This window comes from Pseudoalteromonas sp. Ld19 (assembly GCF_045064135.1).
In the GTDB taxonomy this organism is placed as follows: domain Bacteria; phylum Pseudomonadota; class Gammaproteobacteria; order Enterobacterales; family Alteromonadaceae; genus Pseudoalteromonas; species Pseudoalteromonas aliena.
In genome coordinates this window covers 299162-317441 of record NZ_JBISHA010000011.1, presented here as the reverse complement: position 1 = coordinate 317441, position 18280 = coordinate 299162, and the positions used below count along the sequence as shown (strand labels likewise).

General features: G+C 37.4%; 17 protein-coding genes. 8 read left to right on the top strand and 9 right to left on the bottom strand.

The window, feature by feature from the left end; all coding sequences use genetic code 11:
- Window positions 1–113: 113 nt before the first annotated feature.
- Entirely contained in the window at window positions 114–1907 is a 1794-nt protein-coding gene (locus ACJJVZ_RS02830) for a M61 family metallopeptidase (RefSeq protein ID WP_405597937.1), read from the bottom strand.
- Window positions 1908–2111: 204 nt separating this feature from the next.
- On the opposite strand from ACJJVZ_RS02830, the gene ACJJVZ_RS02825 reads away from it, so the two are divergent.
- The 8 genes from ACJJVZ_RS02825 (at window position 2112) to ilvN (ending at window position 11997) form a co-directional block, all read left to right on the top strand.
- Window positions 2112–3647, top strand: a complete 1536-nt coding sequence (locus tag ACJJVZ_RS02825) for a GGDEF domain-containing protein (RefSeq protein WP_405597935.1) — start codon at window positions 2112–2114, stop codon at window positions 3645–3647.
- A 74-nt stretch (window positions 3648–3721) separates the two neighbouring features.
- Window positions 3722–5065: a nucleotide 5'-monophosphate nucleosidase PpnN gene (gene ppnN / locus ACJJVZ_RS02820; protein WP_405597933.1), complete on the top strand. Its 1344-nt coding sequence runs from the start codon at window positions 3722–3724 to the stop codon at window positions 5063–5065.
- Window positions 5066–5075: 10 nt separating this feature from the next.
- A complete protein-coding gene (gene xni, locus ACJJVZ_RS02815) occupies window positions 5076–5849 on the top strand; it encodes a flap endonuclease Xni (protein ID WP_405597931.1) in 774 nt (257 codons plus the stop codon).
- 194 nt (window positions 5850–6043) lie between these two features.
- The gene (locus ACJJVZ_RS02810; RefSeq protein ID WP_077535254.1) at window positions 6044–6427 is read left to right on the top strand and encodes a DUF3192 domain-containing protein; all 384 of its coding nucleotides are present in this window, start codon (window positions 6044–6046) and stop codon (window positions 6425–6427) included.
- Between the two features lie 10 nt (window positions 6428–6437).
- On the top strand, window positions 6438–8126 hold the full coding sequence (locus ACJJVZ_RS02805; protein WP_405597929.1) for a hypothetical protein: 1689 nt from the start codon (window positions 6438–6440) through the stop codon (window positions 8124–8126).
- A gap of 214 nt (window positions 8127–8340) precedes the next feature.
- Entirely contained in the window at window positions 8341–9348 is a 1008-nt protein-coding gene (locus tag ACJJVZ_RS02800; protein ID WP_077535252.1) for an isocitrate dehydrogenase, read from the top strand.
- 427 nt (window positions 9349–9775) lie between these two features.
- Entirely contained in the window at window positions 9776–11500 is a 1725-nt protein-coding gene (locus ACJJVZ_RS02795) for an acetolactate synthase 3 large subunit (RefSeq protein ID WP_405597926.1), read from the top strand.
- Entirely contained in the window at window positions 11500–11997 is a 498-nt protein-coding gene (gene ilvN / locus ACJJVZ_RS02790; RefSeq protein ID WP_193156678.1) for an acetolactate synthase small subunit, read from the top strand. The genes ACJJVZ_RS02795 and ilvN overlap by 1 nt, the downstream gene beginning before the upstream one ends.
- Window positions 11998–12075: 78 nt before the next feature.
- Here ilvN and ACJJVZ_RS02785 read toward each other — a convergent pair whose 3' ends face one another.
- The 8 genes from ACJJVZ_RS02785 to ACJJVZ_RS02750 form a co-directional block, all read right to left on the bottom strand.
- Window positions 12076–12351, bottom strand: coding sequence for an HU family DNA-binding protein (locus tag ACJJVZ_RS02785; protein WP_008166804.1), 276 nt, complete (start codon window positions 12349–12351; stop codon window positions 12076–12078).
- A 208-nt stretch (window positions 12352–12559) separates the two neighbouring features.
- Window positions 12560–13099: a DUF3833 domain-containing protein gene (locus ACJJVZ_RS02780; protein WP_405597923.1), complete on the bottom strand. Its 540-nt coding sequence runs from the start codon at window positions 13097–13099 to the stop codon at window positions 12560–12562.
- Between the two features lies 1 nt (window position 13100).
- The gene (locus tag ACJJVZ_RS02775) at window positions 13101–13496 is read right to left on the bottom strand and encodes a chalcone isomerase family protein (protein WP_405598176.1); all 396 of its coding nucleotides are present in this window, start codon (window positions 13494–13496) and stop codon (window positions 13101–13103) included.
- A gap of 300 nt (window positions 13497–13796) precedes the next feature.
- Entirely contained in the window at window positions 13797–14309 is a 513-nt protein-coding gene (locus tag ACJJVZ_RS02770) for a DUF2878 domain-containing protein (RefSeq protein ID WP_405597921.1), read from the bottom strand.
- Entirely contained in the window at window positions 14284–15546 is a 1263-nt protein-coding gene (locus tag ACJJVZ_RS02765; RefSeq protein WP_405597919.1) for a class I SAM-dependent methyltransferase, read from the bottom strand. The genes ACJJVZ_RS02770 and ACJJVZ_RS02765 overlap by 26 nt, the downstream gene beginning before the upstream one ends.
- Before the next feature lie 39 nt (window positions 15547–15585).
- Entirely contained in the window at window positions 15586–16323 is a 738-nt protein-coding gene (locus ACJJVZ_RS02760) for a DUF1365 domain-containing protein (protein ID WP_405597916.1), read from the bottom strand.
- Window positions 16316–17572, bottom strand: coding sequence for an NAD(P)/FAD-dependent oxidoreductase (locus ACJJVZ_RS02755; RefSeq protein WP_405597913.1), 1257 nt, complete (start codon window positions 17570–17572; stop codon window positions 16316–16318). Before ACJJVZ_RS02755 ends, ACJJVZ_RS02760 begins: the two co-directional genes overlap by 8 nt.
- A complete protein-coding gene (locus tag ACJJVZ_RS02750; RefSeq protein WP_405597910.1) occupies window positions 17569–18279 on the bottom strand; it encodes an SDR family NAD(P)-dependent oxidoreductase in 711 nt (236 codons plus the stop codon). Before ACJJVZ_RS02750 ends, ACJJVZ_RS02755 begins: the two co-directional genes overlap by 4 nt.
- Between the last annotated feature and the right edge of the window lies 1 nt (window position 18280).

Below are 18280 nucleotides of genomic sequence, written 5' to 3'. Positions count from 1 at the left end.
AGTAACATAGCAACTTATTAAATAATTGAGCCATTACTACGATGGATAAATGACAAAGTAAAGGGAGCACACACTCCCTTACTTTAAATTAATGTATTTGAACTAAATTCAAATCACTTTTCGTCTTTTTTAACATCTGCTGGGTGTTCTACACCGATCCACGCTTTAAATAGCGCTTTTTGTTCAAGCGTTGCGTCTTTATTAGAAACTACTTTTTTTGGCTTATCAAAATCTTCTGATAAGACAATACTGGTCGTTGCTAATTCATCACGACGTATATAGTCAATTGTTACTTTATCGCCGGCATTAAACATTTCTAGACTTGTTTTTAAGTCTTTACCTACTTGATGCTTATTTATTGCAACGATTTTATCAGCGGTTGTTAAGCCCGCTTTCCATGCACTACCGCCTCTGCGAACATGTGATAAAGTAAGTAGCTCGCCGCTTGATTTAGCTAAAGCGTCAATACTTGCTAATGCTTTTGCTTTTTCTGGGCGTTCTAGTTTAAGGCCTACTTTGTCAAGTAGTTCATCAAAATTTAAGTTTGCTGGAGCATCAGCATTTTCTTTCCACCAAGTACTGTAATCGCGCCCAGTAAGATCGTTTAAAATTGTGAGTACATCTTGCTCTGTGAATCCTTCTGGCATTTTATGAGCGTTATAAAGTGCTTTGTGAACGTCGCGGTAGCTAATTTCGCCTTGGCTTTTCTCTAACAAATCAATGTCTAATGCCATTGAAAGCAGCGAACCTTCAGAGTAAATGTTAGTGCCGTAATTACGCGCATGATCGCCACCTTGATTAATCCATTTATCAAAACTTGTTTCGCTTGCACTTTGCACTTCGCGACCCGGTGTTTGTAAATGACGATTAATCGTTTTAGTCATCACTTTAAAAAACTCATCCGTGGTTTCTATGCCAGAACGAACTAATAAATGATCTTCAAAGTAGCTTGTTGAACCCTCTGCTATCCACAATAATTTTGAATAGTTCATATTGGTATAATCGTAAGGAACCAATCCTTTAGGACGGTACGCTTTAACGTTCCACGTATGAATAAATTCGTGGGCGGCGGTGCTAATAAAGCCTAAGTAATCTTCGCGCTTTGCAAAACGGTCACGTGGGCGTTGGATAATGGTCGAATTTAAATGCTCTGTTGCACCGCCTGCTCCCGACGTTGCATGTATCATAAATACATAACGCTCATACGGATAGCTATCCCAAATTACGTTACCTGTCGCGACGAGCTTTTTAAGATCGCTAAGCATAAGGTCTATATCGTAATTACCGTTGCCCCACACCACTAAGTCATACTCTCGTCCGTCTACTTCAAAGGTATGCAACTGATTAATACCCGTTTCAATAGGCGAATCAACTAATACGTCGTAGTCAGCTGCTTTAAAAGTGTTTTTACCTTTGAGGTTATCCATCCCCGATACAGAGCGCCATTTTTTAGGCACATCTAAATTTACAGTAACTGGCTCTTGGCGAAACGACTCGCTAAACATAAAAAAGCCTGAAGCATCAATAAAGGCATGACTGTCATCAATATGACGGGCACGTTTTCCTAGCTCGTTTGCATAGACTTGATAGTCAAGGTTTACTTCGGTTGGCTGATTTAAATGAACACGCCACGTACTGTGATCTATTTTTTCCCATTTTAACGCTTTGCCATTTTCATCTTTCGCGTGGAAATAACGCACACCATTGGCAAGATTAAGAATTTCGTAACGGCCAGTGCGCCAAGCAGGAAGCTTTACGTCAATATGCGCTTGTGCTGTTTTTGGAAACTCAACACTTACATTTCCTAAATGATGTTCAGGTTGAGATATGCTTAATACGTAATTTACATCGGCAAAAGCAGATGTTGAACAGGCAGCTAAAATAGATAACGCTAATAATTTTTTCATAGAAACTCTTAATGGAAACTTGATTGCGGTAAGACTAACAATCCCCAATTTAAAAGTGAATTAAAAGCGATAAATGACCCTGTATATAAGTTTATACGCAATAGCCTACTAAAAATTGCTAAGTTTTTAGTTAGATAACTACACTTAATAAGAATTTGTTGTAAACTGAGGATAATATAACTAACTCGATGGCGGTATGCTTAGGTGTCTGAAAAATCTAACGCTACAGATAAAAAACTCAAACAGGCGATCGATGCGCGTATGGCTGTTGAGGATGCTCGTAAATATCAAGTCGATACCCTGACTAATTTTTCAGCCAAATTATCATTAAGCTGTAAAGGACTTGATACCGAGCTGGACAACCGGTTAGCTAAATTTAGAAATGCGCTAACTAAAGGCGTTAGCTTTGAGCACTTATCGCCACTGATAGATGAAACAATTGTTTTATTAAAAAACCAAGAGTCGGTGCAACTAGCTCAACAGCGAGATTTATACACCAGTGTTTTAAATGCAGGAAAACAACTGCAAAAAACCAAAGGCCTACCTGATGACACGCGCAGAACATTACGTCATCTATTAGATCACGATATTAATAATGTTCATTCAACTCATGATTTTATTCCTTTACTCGATAAGCTGGTTTCTTTTTATCATCAAGCACTAAATACAAAACTGACAGGCACCTCCAGCGAACAATGTGATGCGACACCTGAACTTGCAAAAAAATTATTAGAACTTGCTAACGATTTAATGCTTGAGGATGAAGCAGCTGAAGAAATTAAATACATTAAAAACAATATTACTGAAAACGATAAATTGGACGCTCTGTTAAAAGCAGCCATAAATATAATTTCGGTCGTCGTAAAAAACATCACCAAAGAGCGCCAGTCTGCACAGAGTTTTTTGGCTTCACTAAACCAAACACTTGAAGACTTGCACCACTCGATTGTTTCTACGAGCAAACACTCAAAATCGATGGGCGTTGAGTTTGATTCGTTGAATAAAAGCATAGAAAGCAAAATAAAAAATCTGAATATACAAACGCAAAATGCAACCTCAATTTCATCTTTAAAAGAGCTCGTTGATAACGAGCTTAAATCGCTAAGCCAAGATTTTATCGCAAAAGAAAAGTTAGAACGTGAAGATAGAGAAACGCTGATTTCAAGCTTTGATCAAATCAATAGCAGAATTGGTAGCCTTGAAAGCAAACTGACTAAATACAAAAAACGTTTAAATGAACAGCGCTTTAAAAGCCTTCTTGATAGCTTAACAAAGTTACCTAATCGTGCTGCATTTGACGAACGTTATAATCACGAAGTACATTTATTTAATGTGCAAACATCCGATGTTACCCTTGCCGTTATTGACGTAGACCATTTTAAATCAATCAATGATAGGTTTGGCCACACCGCAGGTGATATCACGTTACAAGTTATTGCTAAAGCATTATTAAAATCAATAAGAAAATCAGACTTTATTGCACGTTATGGTGGTGAGGAGTTTGTACTACTAATGCCAAATACCACGATTGATAGTGCAGCAGCACCGCTAGAAAAACTTAGAAAAGTGATAAAAAGCATTCCTTTTAAATTTAGAGATAAACAAATAGAAATTACGATTTCATTAGGTGCAACACAATTTAAAAAAGGCGATACACCTATTATCGCTTTTGATAGAGCGGACGATGCGCTCTACGAAGCTAAAAATACAGGTCGGGATCGCCTTTGTATCAGTAAATAACGCCATGTTTGATAAATGCTAAGAATTATGGCTAAGCAGTTAATTTACATAAATAAGTAGCAAGGAGAACGCCGATGTTAATACAGTTAAACCCAACTGGGGTTTTAGATTTACTGTCGCAATTAGAAGTTGATTTATTAGAGCAATCCTCTGCGAGTGAACGCTATAAGCTATTTAGAAATTGTGCGCTTGCGGTTCTTAATGTCGGTAGCCATACCGATTCAAGCAACGAAATTTACGACAAATATAAAGATTTTGATATACGCTTAGTCAGTAGAGAGCGTGGCATAAAAATAGAACTTGAAAACCCACCAGCAACAGCATTCGTCGATGGCGAAATAATCACAGGTATTCACGAACATATTTTCTCTGTTATTCGCGATATATTATTTATTTGTCAAAAGTATGAGAAAAACCTTAAAGAGCAAAAAGCCATAACCCATATGGTATTTGATATGCTCAGAAATGCAGACGCATTGCGTGTAAATATTGAGCCCAATATGGTTGTTTGCTGGGGTGGACATTCAATAAATGAACTTGAATATAAGTACACTAAGCAAGTAGGTTATGAATTAGGTTTACGCGGATTAAACATTTGCACAGGTTGTGGTCCAGGCGCGATGAAAGGCCCAATGAAAGGTGCCACTATTGGCCATGCAAAACAGCGCATCAAAGATAACCGTTATTTAGGATTAACTGAGCCAAGTATTATTGCCGCTGAGCCACCTAATCCAATCGTAAACGAATTAGTCATTTTACCAGACATTGAAAAACGCCTTGAAGCCTTTATAAGAACAGCTCACGCGATTATTATTTTCCCAGGTGGTGCGGGTACAGCAGAAGAACTGCTGTATTTATTAGGTATATTACTGCACCCAGATAATACCAAGCAATGCCTGCCGGTTATTTTAACGGGCCCAAAAGAAAGTGAAACGTACTTTAAAGAATTATGTAAATTTATACAAATGACTCTTGGTAAAGAAGCATTAGGTAAATTTGAAGTCATTATTGATAACCCTGAACTTGTCGGTCAAAAATTAAAGTCAGCAATGACTGATGTACGTAATTACCGTAAAAGTGAAGGCGATGCTTATTACTTTAATTGGACTTTGAAAATCGATAATGATTTTCAACAACCTTTTGCACCTACGCACGAGAATATGGCCAGCCTTGATTTACATCTTGATCAACCTAAACAACAATTAGCCGCAAATTTACGCCGAGCATTTTCAGGTATTGTTGCCGGAAATGTAAAAGATGAAGGTATAAAAGCCATAAAACAAAATGGCCCTTACATTTTAAGTGGCGAGCCTGCCTTAATGAAAGATATGGATAAATTGCTACAAGCTTTTGTTGAGCAAGGGAGAATGAAACTCCCAGGTAGTAAGTATGTTCCGTGTTACAAAATAAAAGCATGAGCCTTATAGTTTGAAACCCCATTTACTTCTTATCGATGCGCTTAATTTAATTAGGCGCATTTACGCAGTCGACATGAATCAAAAGCATCACAATGACGAGCAAATGATACAAACCTGCTCTGCTCGTGTTGCCCAAGCATGTAAAAAACTCTTAAGTATCACTAATGCAACCCACGCTATTGCCGTTTTTGACGGTGATAAAAGTTGGCGTTACCACTTTTATAAAGACTATAAGCATTCTCGTGCACCGATGCCCGATACATTAAAAGAGGCATTAGTCCACTTTAAAACCGCAATTGAAGACATTGGAATTGTAGTATTTGAACCCGAAAATGATGAAGCCGATGACATTATTGCCACACTCGCGTGCAAAGCGGCGAGTAATCAGGTATCGAATACAATTGTCTCGACCGATAAAGGCTTTTTACCACACCTAGGAGCTGATATTACTGTTTATGATTATTTTAAAAAACAGTATCTTGATGAGCACAGTATAAAGGAACGCTTTGGCGTTAATAAAAACAAACTTGTTGATTTTTGGGCTTTAGCGGGAGATAAAACCAATGATATTCCTGGTGTAAAAGGTATTGGAGCAAAATCAGCTCAGCAGCTTGTTAATAATTACAACACAATTGAAGATGCGCTTGAAGATGAATCACTTAGTCCAAGTATTCATAAAAAACTAGACGCTAATATGCAAATGTATATTATTTCAAAGCAACTGGTAAGTTTACGCTCAGATATAAATCTAGGTTTTAGTTTAAAGCAGCTAAGGCTTAATTAAGTGATTTATTTTGAGGCAAGAAAATCGTGTCGATAACAAGGCTAAAATTTCGTTATTTAGTTGTTCTGTATCAGAAATGTTTAACGCCGTTAGCGTCATCTCAAATTGATTAGATATTATTGCGGATTGGTATTAATAGCGCGTACTTATTACAATACGTATACTATTGTTAGTTATGGCAGTTAGAGTAGTTCATGTTGAAAAAGTTTTCTCGGTATTTAATTTTAGGTTTGGGACTTTACGCACTTATTGCAGCCTTAGTGATCACTTTTTACAAAGACGATCCACAAGCAATGATCTGGCAAGACCGTGAAGCATTTAATAAACGCTATATTGAAAAGCTAACCCTTAAAAAGCAAACAACTCTCAATAGTGTACTTGATTATTTGGGCAGCCCCGATCTTACTTATGCAAAACGTGAAGGTGAACAAGTACTGCAAATTATTTTTTACCGTACACAGCATATTGCATCTGATGGCATTACCACTATTGACGAATGCACTGGGCTTTTATTTAAAAATGGACAGCTTATTTTATGGGGACCCAATGCCTACAAAAAGTATCAGGAAAATAATTAGGTGAGCCATAATGGATGAACCTATCTCAATAAAATTAAACCAGCTGTTTGAAAATACCCAGTTGTTTTTAACTTCCTATAACAATAAAAAGCAATGGCAAACACTCTACCCTGTCATTTGCAAAATAGCTGAACAATTTCGACTGTTATACAACGAAAATCCATTTTCACTGCAAGCACAACTGGCGCTATTTAATCCAAAATATGACTATTCAACAAACCTCGTTATTAGCCAATGTGTATTAACTACAGCACTTTGTTCAAGTCAGCATTATAATAACGAATTAAGCGAACTTTATATAAGCGTCGCACTTGTTGAGCACCTGTGCGTTTGTAAGCAACTCAATAAACTTGCTGAGCATACTGACTTTAATATTAATGACAAAAAAGTATGGCAGCTACGTCATCAGCTAGCGGCTAAAATTATTTTAAGCGCAGGAGAGTCAGCAAAGCCAATAGCACAAATTTTAGCTAAATTGAGCAAATACAAGCAGGCACTTGTTAGCACGCCTAAGATTATGCTTTACGATGGGGGTATAACGCTTGTCGCACTCGCGAATATCATCGCAATGAATACGACTTATAATGCTGAGAAAAAACATATTGACCTTTTTAAAGCACTCGGCGATTTATATATAAGAACACCAAATTTATTTGCTCAGCAATTAATAAAAGCGCTGATTGCATATATAGGACCGTTATTACCGGGTAGTCAGGTGCTATATTCTGAGCAATCGATGCTCTATTTAATGACCAATACATTGCAACGCCACATTCTAATAAGCACTAACGAAAAAAATAAAATAACATGGTATCGCGTAAAAGCATCGCTTAATGACAATCCGAAGCAATGGTATTGCACAAATCAAAAATTACACTTAATGGTTTGGAATAGCGAACATATTAAAACAACAAATGATGTATCAGCGAATGAATCGTTGCAGTTACTTGATTTAATAAGTCGTATTAAGTTACAACATGAATACAGTTATAAAGGTTTGAGCCAAATTATGGCTGAGCATCCCCAAATAATAGTTAATTTGTGCGAAGCAGTAAGACCTTACAACAAAGAACATCAACTCGCTAAAGATTTAAAACATAGTTTGTCTATGGTTGGTTACTTAAATGTGCCGGCGATTATTCAGCGTGTCGTGTTTGAGCGACTTGTCAATGTAACACCGCATCCACTACAGCAATTTGTTTTAAAGCGCTTAACTTGCTTAGTAAACATTATGGAATTAATCGTTAAGCACAACAAAAACTATCAATTTGAACATATTGCTTTGCCTTTATATGCTTACACGTACTATTTATTAACTCAATGCAGTACACAGCTTTCAAGAAAGGTTTTAATAAGCGAAACGCCAAATAATGATTTAAGCGATCCATTTTGTGTATTATTCGGCGTCGATAGAATTAATCAAGAACAATTAAACGCTCAACTTAAGCAATTATTGAGTGATAACCCATGGACTCACGCGCTTTTAGAAGCAGAGCAAATACCTAAAAAGCAATTTAATAGTCAACACAAGCTTTGGATAACATTAAAAGTAGTCGCGCAGAGTGCATTTAAACCCGAATTAGCACTAACGGTATGGCAAAAGCAAATATTAAATGAGCAATTAAAATTACAAGGTTGGTCAAATCAATCTACTTTTAATCAGCAGCTGCTAGCGCTAAACTTATCGAATAGCATTTAATCTGACTCAGGCTTAGATTATTTAGTAAGCCTATTATGACTATAAACACAGCTTATACCCATTATTTGTGGTATAAACTGGCAAAATGGGCGAGATATTGGTATAAATGCGCCCTTAAAATTTTCAACCCTCAATCGCATAAATGATCTAACAAGCAGTTGCTCTCTCAGAGTAATAGTTTATGCGTAAATCAAACTCTTTAAAGGAAAAGTTAATGGCCAAAAGAACCATCACAGTGATCAAAGGCGACGGCATCGGTCCGAGCATTATCGACTCAGCACTTGAAATACTAAAAGCCGCAGGATGCGATTTTGATTATGAATTTGTTGATGCTGGCCTAGCTGCACTTGAAAAAACAGGTGAGTTACTTCCGCAAGACACAATTGATACCATTGCTAAAAACAAAATCACACTTAAAGGCCCTTTAACAACACCTGTGGGTGAAGGTTTTACGTCTATAAACGTGACTTTACGTAAGCAATTTGGTTTATATGCAAATGTTCGTCCTGTTAAATCATTTGTAGGCACTAAAGCACGTTACGATGATATTGATATCATTACGATTCGTGAAAACACACAAGGTATGTACTCAGGTGCGGGGCAAATTGTTTCTGAGGACGGTAACGAAGCAGAAGCTAAATCTGTCATTACCCGCGAAGGCGCTGAAAAAATCGTCACATTTGCATACGAGCTAGCTGTGCGCGAAGGTCGTAAAAAAGTAACTGCTGTTCATAAAGCAAATATTTTAAAATCAACATCCGGTTTATTTTTAAAAGTTGCACGCGAAGTGGCTGAACGTTACCCACAAATTGAATCAACGGAAATGATTGTTGATGCAACGTGTATGAAACTAGTAATGACCCCAGAAGAGTTTGATGTAATTGTTACTACAAACTTATTTGGTGATATTTTATCAGATCTTTGTGCTGGTTTAGTCGGCGGCCTAGGCATGGCACCAGGTGCTAACATTGGCGAAGATGCAGCAATATTTGAAGCTGTGCACGGCAGTGCACCCGATATCGCTGGTAAAAACTTAGCTAACCCTACATCTGTAATTTTAGCGTCAATTCAAATGCTTGAGCATTTAGATATGGGCGACACTGCAGAGCGTATTCGCAGTGCCGTTGCTGACGTAATTAAGTCAGGCGATAGAACGACTCGCGATTTAGGCGGTAGCCACGGTACTACAGATTTCACTCAAGCTGTGATTGATCGTCTGTAATTGATCGTACATTTATTATGAAAAGCCAGCAATGTTGGCTTTTTTTTGTTTTTATATATTCCTGCACTACCCAATCTAAGCTGCATAATCTCTTCCTTATAGACCAATAAAAATCACCAACTTTGCAATTTAAAATTAAAAAAACAATATTAAATGAAATTTCAATGCAAAAAATGGGTTTATCGGTTGACATGTGATCTAAAAACCCTTAAAAATAACTTCATAGAGAATTTTTAATTTAAAGCAATGTATTGCTTTGTAACACAGTGATAAATTATGAAAATGCAAATTCGCCTTTCTGTCGTACTCGTACTGGTCTTAGTGATAAGCCCAGCGGGGATGTATTGAAAAGTGATACTGCTTTTTAAAAACCCTCGCACTACGCGGGGGTTTTTTTATGCATAAAATACAGCACAGAGGAATGAGGATGAGTAAACAACATTATAATGGCTCTGAACTAGTCGTTCAGGCATTAAAAGAATTAAAGGTTAAATACATATTTGGCTACCCCGGTGGCTCGGTATTAGATTTATATGATGCACTTTTTCAGCAAGATGATATTGAACATATTTTAGTTCGCCACGAGCAAGCAGCCACACACATGGCTGATGGCTATGCGCGTGCGACAGGGGAAGTAGGTGTTGTACTTGCAACTTCAGGCCCTGGAGCGACAAATTGTATTACCGGTATTGCTACAGCCTACATGGATTCTATTCCAATGGTTGTGTTATCAGGCCAAGTACCTACAAACTTAATTGGTGACGATGCATTTCAAGAAACCGATATTGTTGGCTGCTCTCGCCCAATAGTTAAACACAGCTTTAACTGTAGGAGCGCGAAAGAAATTCCAACAATCTTAGCTAAAGCGTTTTATATTGCCAGCACAGGTCGCCCAGGCCCTGTTGTAGTTGAACTACCTAAAGATATGCTTAACCCTGCTATTAAGTTTGAATACCAATTCCCTCAAACAACAGAGCTCAGAACGTACAACCCCAATACCAAGGGGCACTCTAAACAAATTCGTAAAGCCGTTACTGCCATTTTAGAGGCTAAAAAGCTCGTTATTTACTCCGGTGGCGGTATTGTTATTTCTAATACATCAGAGCAGCTAACTCATTTAGTTGAGTCGCTAAACGCACCAATTACCAATACCTTAATGGGTCTTGGAGGTATATCGGGTGTACATCCTAACTTTATTGGCATGCTGGGGATGCATGGCACGCTTGAAGCCAATAAAGCGATGGCAAATGCCGATGTTATTTTAGCGTTAGGCGCTCGTTTTGATGACAGAGTAACCAATAACGTTAAAAAGTTTTGTCCAAATGCCACCATTGTTCATGTTGACGTAGATCCAACCTCTATCTCTAAAACTATCAAAGCACATATTCCCGTTGTAGGCTGCCTAGCAACAGTACTTGAACAACTACAAGCAGGTATTGACAAAAGCCCAATTCAAATTGATCGCAGCGCGCAAGAGGACTGGTGGCGACAAATTATAAGCTGGCGTGAGCAAAAATGTTTAAGCTACAACACGGATGGCGAAAAAATTAAACCGCAAGCAGTCATTGAGGCTGTTTATAAAGCCACCAATGGGGATGCATATGTAAGCTCTGATGTTGGTCAACATCAAATGTTTGCAGCGCAGTACTATCCCTTTAAGCACCCTCGTCAATGGATCAACTCAGGCGGCTTAGGCACTATGGGCTTTGGTTTACCTGCCGCTATGGGTGTAAAGCTTGCATTTCCTGGTAAAGAATCTGTCTGCGTTACAGGTGATGGCTCTATTCAAATGAATATCCAAGAGCTATCTACCTGTTTGCAATATAACTTAGCTGTAAAAGTTGTGTCTTTAAACAACCGCTCTCTTGGCATGGTACGCCAATGGCAAGACATGGTATACGGTGGTCGCCATTCATCATCTTATATGGACTCTCTGCCTGACTTTGTTAAGTTAGTTGAAAGCTACGGCCATGTAGGTATTAAAGTAAACACACTTGATGAGCTGCAGCCGGCTATAGATAGAGCAATGAGCATCAACGATCGTTTAGTCTTTTTAGATATTCTTGTTGACGAAAAAGAACATGTGTACCCAATGCAAATTAAATTAGGCAGCATTGACGAAATGTGGTTACGAAAAGGAGTAAAAGCATAATGCGTCGTATTTTATCTATCTTATTAGAAAACGAACCTGGTGCACTGTCGCGTATCGTTGGATTGTTCTCACAACGTGCGTACAACATAGACAGCCTTACGGTAGGCACAACTGACGATAAATCATTATCACGGATCACCATTACCACTATGGGTGATGACAGAGTTGTGGAGCAAATAACTAAACAAGTTAATAAACTTGTAGACGTGTTAAAAATAATAGATTTAACCGAGATGAGCCATATTGAGCGTGAGCTGCTATTAGTTAAAGTATTTGCACAAGACGAAACGACACGCGCAGCAGTAACTCGTGTAGTTGATGTTTTCCAAGGGCTTATTTTAGATATGGGCCGACAAAGCTATAGTCTACAACTTGTAAGCAGCACAGATAAAATAGAATCGTTTTTGGATACCTTGCGCCACGAAACCGACATTATCGAAGTTGTACGCTCAGGAGCTGTAGGAATAGGTAGAGGCGATAAAGCACTTAAAGCCTGACAAAAAACATAATAAGCTACCTTTTTAAACATAAAAAAAGGGCTAAATAGCCCTTTTTTATTTAATGCATAAAACCTATTAAAGGTTTACTTGGTCTTTAAGACCTTTGCCTGCTTTAAAGCTTGGGATAGTTGCCGCTGCGATTTGGATCTCAGCACCCGTTTGCGGGTTACGGCCTGTGCGCGCTGCGCGTTCTTTTACTGAGAAAGTTCCAAAACCAACTAATGCTACTGAATCGCCTTCTTTTAAAGAAGAAGTTACAGCGCCAGTGAACGCGTCAAGTGCACGAGTAGCAGCGGCTTTAGAGATTTCTGCATCAGTAGCAATTTTTTCAACTAATTGAGCTTTATTCATTTTAGATTCCTATTCGTTATTATTTTGCCTTCGCAAAACCTATCTTTATGCATTTTTGAAGAGTTAGCAACAGCAAATTGCATTTTTTGCTTAAAATCTTAAAAAACACGTAAAATTTAAATAATTGTCGGTAAAATACAGCGTGTTGGGTTAACAAAGACTTAATTTAAGTTCAATTTTGGCGCATGTTAAGTAACATTTAAATCAACTATATTTTTTCGATAACTAAGGTCACTTCCCCAACCTCGACTCCAAACTTAACAATAGATGTGCGGTTTATCAAGCGTGTTTGTGTAACCAAGTACATCCAATCGTCAAAATTCACCTCAAGAGTTGATCCATCGTATGGCAACTCAACATTATAATTCCAGTGAAATACACTCCCCTGACTTTTTCCTTTGGCTATACCCAAAACATCATCAGCTGTGCCTGTTAATGAGTTATCATCATTTAGCGTTATTTTCCAAATGCGTTTCTGTGTTTGTCCGTCATCATAAATAAAGTCTTCCTCAATAACGCCTTCGCTACCATCCCAAGTCGCCTTCATGTCTACGACAAGCTTACGGGTTAATTCACCTTTAAAATCTTGTACAACGCCGTAGGCTTTCAAATCTCCATTAAAAAACGTTTTGAAGTCAAAGTTGGGTGATGTATTTTTATAATGTTCGACATTAGGCGCAGAACAACTCACCAAAAGGAAAGCAAGTAAGCTAACAGCAACCAGTTTTAGCATATTTGATACGTTCATCTTAATTCCCTAATAATTGTTTACGTAGTTTTGGCTCAGATGTATTTTCATCAAGCCAAATGGCTAAAAAATCGCTCGAAAATTCAGGCTCTTCGATCTGACCCGTTTTTTTATCGTTATGATAAAAAGTGCTTACGCCTTGCTCATTTGTAATAAGAGTTAACGAGTCACCTTTTTTAATATCAGGCCAAATAGACAATAGCTTAGTATCGTATTTGGCAGACAGCTTTGATTTACCTAAATGTGTCCATTGCTCGTTGGTTGCTTTTACAATTTCTTTAGCATCAAAATTACGTAAATAAGTGAGCTTAAATTTAACAGGATGTGTCCCAGCACTGTAATCACCTGAATGAGTAAATAATTGAGCGTCATACACATCCCAAAATAAATACTCCATTCTTGCCTCGCCTACTTTATTAAACTCAGCACTTGCATATGCCAAGGGCGTTGTAAGTAGATAAAAAACAATAATTTTAAATAAAACGTTCAAAATAAAATCCTTTCGTTTAGATGAATTATACCAATTGCACTAAATTAGTGGTCTATTATAGCGATAAGAAAACAGCTCAATAACAAGGCTAAAATTATGATACATAGTTGTTCTATATAAATAATTTTTAACGTAGTGTGTGAGCTATTTAATACGCTAGAACGATCATGTTTTTAATAAAATTGATATTACATTACGGCTAATGCCTTAGGTTCGATCAATGGCTACCGATGACTTTATTTTTTGATTTATAAAAACAATGAGTGTGAATACTGATGACCAAAGTAAGCCATATGCAAGCCAAAATTGCCATAGGGGTAATCCAAAACTTATTACTCCAAAGCGTGCTCCAGCCCAATAGCTTGCAGGCGCAAAAATCAGGCAAACCAAAAATGACTGCCAGAGTTTTAATTTACTTAGAAAAAGCATGGATGTATTTAAAGAAAGTAACAGCGCGGTCCATAAAAAAACGAGCCATAGCGGAAAGGGATAAACTTTAAATTCTAACAAACCTACTTTAACAGCAATAAATTCTAAAAGCAGGGCTAAGGGAAGTGCCTTAATTAATAATAAGGTGTCTTGTTTTTTTTGTTTTGACAAAAAAAACATCAAAATAACAATCAATCCACTGAAAATAAGTGAATTAGCTTCAAGCAGCAGGGATAAAAACCAGACTGCTTGAAACAAAGCAAAATTAATAAGCGAGTGCAATGTAGTCATTATTACTAACAAAACGAGGTTTACGAGCCATTAGATGTACCGTACTTGTTGAGCGTGTTCTAAATGCTCCTTCACAATAGGCAAAGTAGAATAACCACAAGCGGTAAAAGCGCTCATCAAATTTAGAACGGTCTAAATCAGGCCAACTTTGTATAAAGCGAGTGCGCCAATCAGCTAGTGTTCTCGCGTAATGCGCGCCAATATCGTTAACTGTATGAATAACCATATCGGTATTATTTTTGATTTGCTCGCTCATCTCGTTAAGGGACGGCAAACAACCACCTGGGAAAATATACTGCTGAATAAAATCAGAGTTTTTTAGGTAATGTTTATAACGCTGATCGCCAATTGTTATCGCTTGAATAAGCATAGCACCGTTATCTTTTAACAGCTCACCGCATTGAGTGAAAAAACTTGGTAGATAATCATGACCAACCGCTTCTATCATTTCAATAGATACCAACTTATCGTATTTCCCCTTAAGCAGCCTGTAATCTAGTTTGAGCAGTGTTATTTTACTATCAAGACCAAGCTCTTTAACTTTTTTGGCCACATAATCATGTTGTTCGTCTGAAATAGTCGTGGTGGTTACATGACAATCAAAGTTAGTGGCAGCATAGATTGCAAATGCTCCCCACCCTGTCCCAATTTCTATTACTGAGTCACCATGTTGTAACTCAACTTGCTCACAAATACGTTTAAGTTTGTATTGTTGTGCCTCTTCAAGTGTCGCTTCTTTTGTAGGATAAACGGCACTTGAGTAAAGCATTTCTTTACTTAAAAATGACTCATATAAGTCATTGCCTAGATCGTAATGAGCGACGATATTTTTTTTCGAACCGGATTCAGAATTTTTATTTTTAATGTGATTAAACCGGTGGGCAATATTACTAAGAAAAGCGAACTTTTTTTCGAACTCATCAAGCTGCTTTTCGTTTATTGCAAATATTTCTATGAAGCGTGTTAAATTATCACAAGACCAATGCCCTAAAATATATGCTTCACCAGCGCCTACGCTGCCAGACAGAGCAAATGCTTTATACATTGCTCTATCATTAACCGTAACAGTTACTTTAAAATCAGATAATATATCACCAAATACGGTTCGTTCATTATTATCATCTAAAACAATCTGCCCTGTTTTAATTGAAGAAAATGCTCTAATAACTAATTTTTTATATAAATTGGCGAACCAGCCAGTACTTTGTTCACAATTTAAGCTCGACACTTTTTCCATTTAAATACCTATTTATTTTTCTAACTATCTGTATGTGATTTATGGTTTGCCCGAATGCCCCAAAAAAGGCACTTTTTTTATGAATAACTTTAATGCTTGATGATAAATACCTTTAAAAATTGACAATGTCATCGCCGGAAAGCGCTTTAGTAACTTACTCACTTCTTTGTTGGTGAGCTCTATACGCTTTAGGCGTAATGTTGCATCAAACAATAACTCTTCATCGCGCTTATTTTCAATATGTATCAATGTTTTATCATTTGAATGTTTGATATGCCAATGATAGTTCATATCCAAATTCATAAAAGGTGATACGGAAAAAACCTTCTTAAAGTTCACTTTTTTTTCTAGGGGGACTAAATAGTAATGGCGTTCATTCCAAGGTGTATTACTTACTTCAGCAATCATGTACGTAAAGCTATTATCGCTATTACCAAAGAAGTAGAAGTTCACGGGGCTAAAATAAATACCTAAACAACGCAATTGTCCGAGCATATAAACATGGCTAAATGTTTCACTTACCCCCAATACGGCAAGTTGGTGATGTGCACGTTCAATAAGGGAGTATGTATTTGGCTGTGGTACGTGTGTTAGATAATCGGTTTGCTGAAATTTTAGCGCTTTAAAACCACATGTTCCTAACTGCTTATGGATACCATTTAATTGTTGAGGATTATTTATATCTACCCACATCATATATAAAGGATAACTAAAGCGATGCTCTTTAACAGCAAAACGGCGATGTTTTACATCGCCTAAATAGACTGCACTAGTCAAACTCGACCCCAAGTTGTTTTGCCACATCTACACCGCTGTGTACGCCATCTTCATGGAAACCGTTGTACCAATAGGCACCACAAAAATAGCTATTATTATGGCCATCGATACTGTGTTTAAGTTTTTGCGCTGCGATAGAATCTTGATTAAATACGGGGTGATGGTAGGTAAATTCGCGCAAAATTTTGCTTTTATCTATCCCTTCAAGGTGATTAAGCGTGACACAAAATTGGGTACCTGATTGGATACCTTGCAATATATTCATCTGATAGGTAACAACGGCCGCTTTATCAGTATTATTATTAAGTAAATAATTCCAACTAGCCCATGCTGCTTTCCTATCTGGTAACAAGTTTGTATCTGTGTGCAGTACCACTGAGTTTTTAGTGTAAGGAATAGCGCCTAATACTGTTTTTTCTTGCTGCGTTGCATCGCCAAGCAATGCAAGCGCTTGATCTGAATGACATGCAAATATTACTTTATCAAATTTACTTTGCTCACCATTTGCAAATTCGATTATAACTTCATCGTTTTCACGAATAACCGATTTAATATCTGTATTAAGTTTAATTTTGTCTGCAAAGCCTTTAATCAATGGATTAATATACTGGCGAGAACCACCGGGTATTACATACCATTGTGGTCTATTTGTTATATCGAGAAGACCATGATTAAAAAAGAACTTAACAAAAAATTCAACCCCTACATTTTCCATTTCTTTTATGCTTGTGGACCAAATAGCTGCCCCCATAGGGAGAATGTAATGAGATTTAAAAAAATCGTTAAACTTATTTTTGTCGAGTAATTGACCTAGTGATTGTTCACCCTGGTAATCATCTTTTTCATGCAATACTTTACATAACTTATTAAATCTTACAATGTCGGATAATAAGCGCCAAAACTTAGGTCTAAAAATATTTCTGCGTTGAGCAAATAAACTCGTAAACGTGTGTCCATTGTATTCAAAACCAGTGGCTTCATTATGAACACTAAAGCTCATTTGTGTTTCTTGTTTATTAATGCCTATCCGAGAAAGTAGTTTTTCAAAATAGGGGTATGTTCTATTGTTAAAAACTATAAAACCAGTATCTACTGCGTATTTAACGCCTTCTACAGTTACATCTACAGTTGCAGTATGGCCACCAATGTAATCATTTTTTTCAAACAATGTGACGTCATAATGTTTTTGGAGTAAATGTCCACATGTTAAACCAGATACACCAGTCCCTATTATTGCTATTTTTTTCAACGGGTTAATCCTTTTGCTATTTTAAGCCAAAGCGGTAGAGGTAATATTCGTAATGCTTTTAATATAAGTGTAAAACGATACGGAAAATGTACGTCTTTGCGGCGTTTGTGTATTCCTTTGATCATATAGTCTGCGGCTTTTTCGGCCGTAACTGCCATAGGCATAGGAAAATCATTTTTATTCGTCAGCGGGGTTTTTACAAAACCAGGGTGGACCAAAGTCACATCAACATCGTTTAAATCCACGGCTAAACTTTTAGCTAAGTAACTTACGCCCGCTTTTGATGCGCCATAGGCTTCTGAGCGCGGCAAAGGAAGGTAAGTCACACTTGAGCTAACTAACACAAGCTGTCCACCCGCATTTATTTTATGAAGTAGAGCTTCAAGGCAGTACCCCATTGATAATAAATTTACATTTATGACACGTTCGAAAAGTGCACTATCAAAATTTCGAGCATCATCAATGTATTCACAGCTACCCGCATTTAAAATAACGCGGTCAAAATGAGGAAAACCGATTGTGGCTTCCTTGATCTCTTGTAGGTTGGTAGCGTCAAATTTGCACGCTTGAATGTTTTCGTGTTTAGCAAGCTCTGCGAGTTTTTCACTATTACGCCCACATGCGATGACAGTGTCTCCCATTTGTGCGTATTTAATTGCTAACTGCTCACCAATGCCTGAGGTAGCACCTGTTATAAGTGTGATCATA

Excerpts from the sequence above, each read along its gene's own strand:
- ACJJVZ_RS02830 (WP_405597937.1), bottom strand. The coding sequence starts at position 1,907 with ATGAAAAAATTATTAGCGTTATCTATTTTAGCTGCCTGTTCAACATCT.
- ppnN (WP_405597933.1), top strand. The coding sequence starts at position 3,722 with ATGTTAATACAGTTAAACCCAACTGGGGTTTTAGATTTACTGTCGCAA.
- ACJJVZ_RS02810 (WP_077535254.1), top strand. The coding sequence starts at position 6,044 with ATGTTGAAAAAGTTTTCTCGGTATTTAATTTTAGGTTTGGGACTTTAC.
- ACJJVZ_RS02805 (WP_405597929.1), top strand. The coding sequence starts at position 6,438 with ATGGATGAACCTATCTCAATAAAATTAAACCAGCTGTTTGAAAATACC.
- ACJJVZ_RS02800 (WP_077535252.1), top strand. The coding sequence starts at position 8,341 with ATGGCCAAAAGAACCATCACAGTGATCAAAGGCGACGGCATCGGTCCG.
- ACJJVZ_RS02795 (WP_405597926.1), top strand. The coding sequence starts at position 9,776 with ATGAGTAAACAACATTATAATGGCTCTGAACTAGTCGTTCAGGCATTA.
- ilvN (WP_193156678.1), top strand. The coding sequence starts at position 11,500 with ATGCGTCGTATTTTATCTATCTTATTAGAAAACGAACCTGGTGCACTG.
- ACJJVZ_RS02785 (WP_008166804.1), bottom strand. The coding sequence starts at position 12,351 with ATGAATAAAGCTCAATTAGTTGAAAAAATTGCTACTGATGCAGAAATC.
- ACJJVZ_RS02780 (WP_405597923.1), bottom strand. The coding sequence starts at position 13,099 with ATGAACGTATCAAATATGCTAAAACTGGTTGCTGTTAGCTTACTTGCT.
- ACJJVZ_RS02775 (WP_405598176.1), bottom strand. The coding sequence starts at position 13,496 with ATGGAGTATTTATTTTGGGATGTGTATGACGCTCAATTATTTACTCAT.
- ACJJVZ_RS02770 (WP_405597921.1), bottom strand. The coding sequence starts at position 14,309 with ATGACTACATTGCACTCGCTTATTAATTTTGCTTTGTTTCAAGCAGTC.
- ACJJVZ_RS02765 (WP_405597919.1), bottom strand. The coding sequence starts at position 15,546 with ATGGAAAAAGTGTCGAGCTTAAATTGTGAACAAAGTACTGGCTGGTTC.
- ACJJVZ_RS02750 (WP_405597910.1), bottom strand. The coding sequence starts at position 18,279 with ATGATCACACTTATAACAGGTGCTACCTCAGGCATTGGTGAGCAGTTA.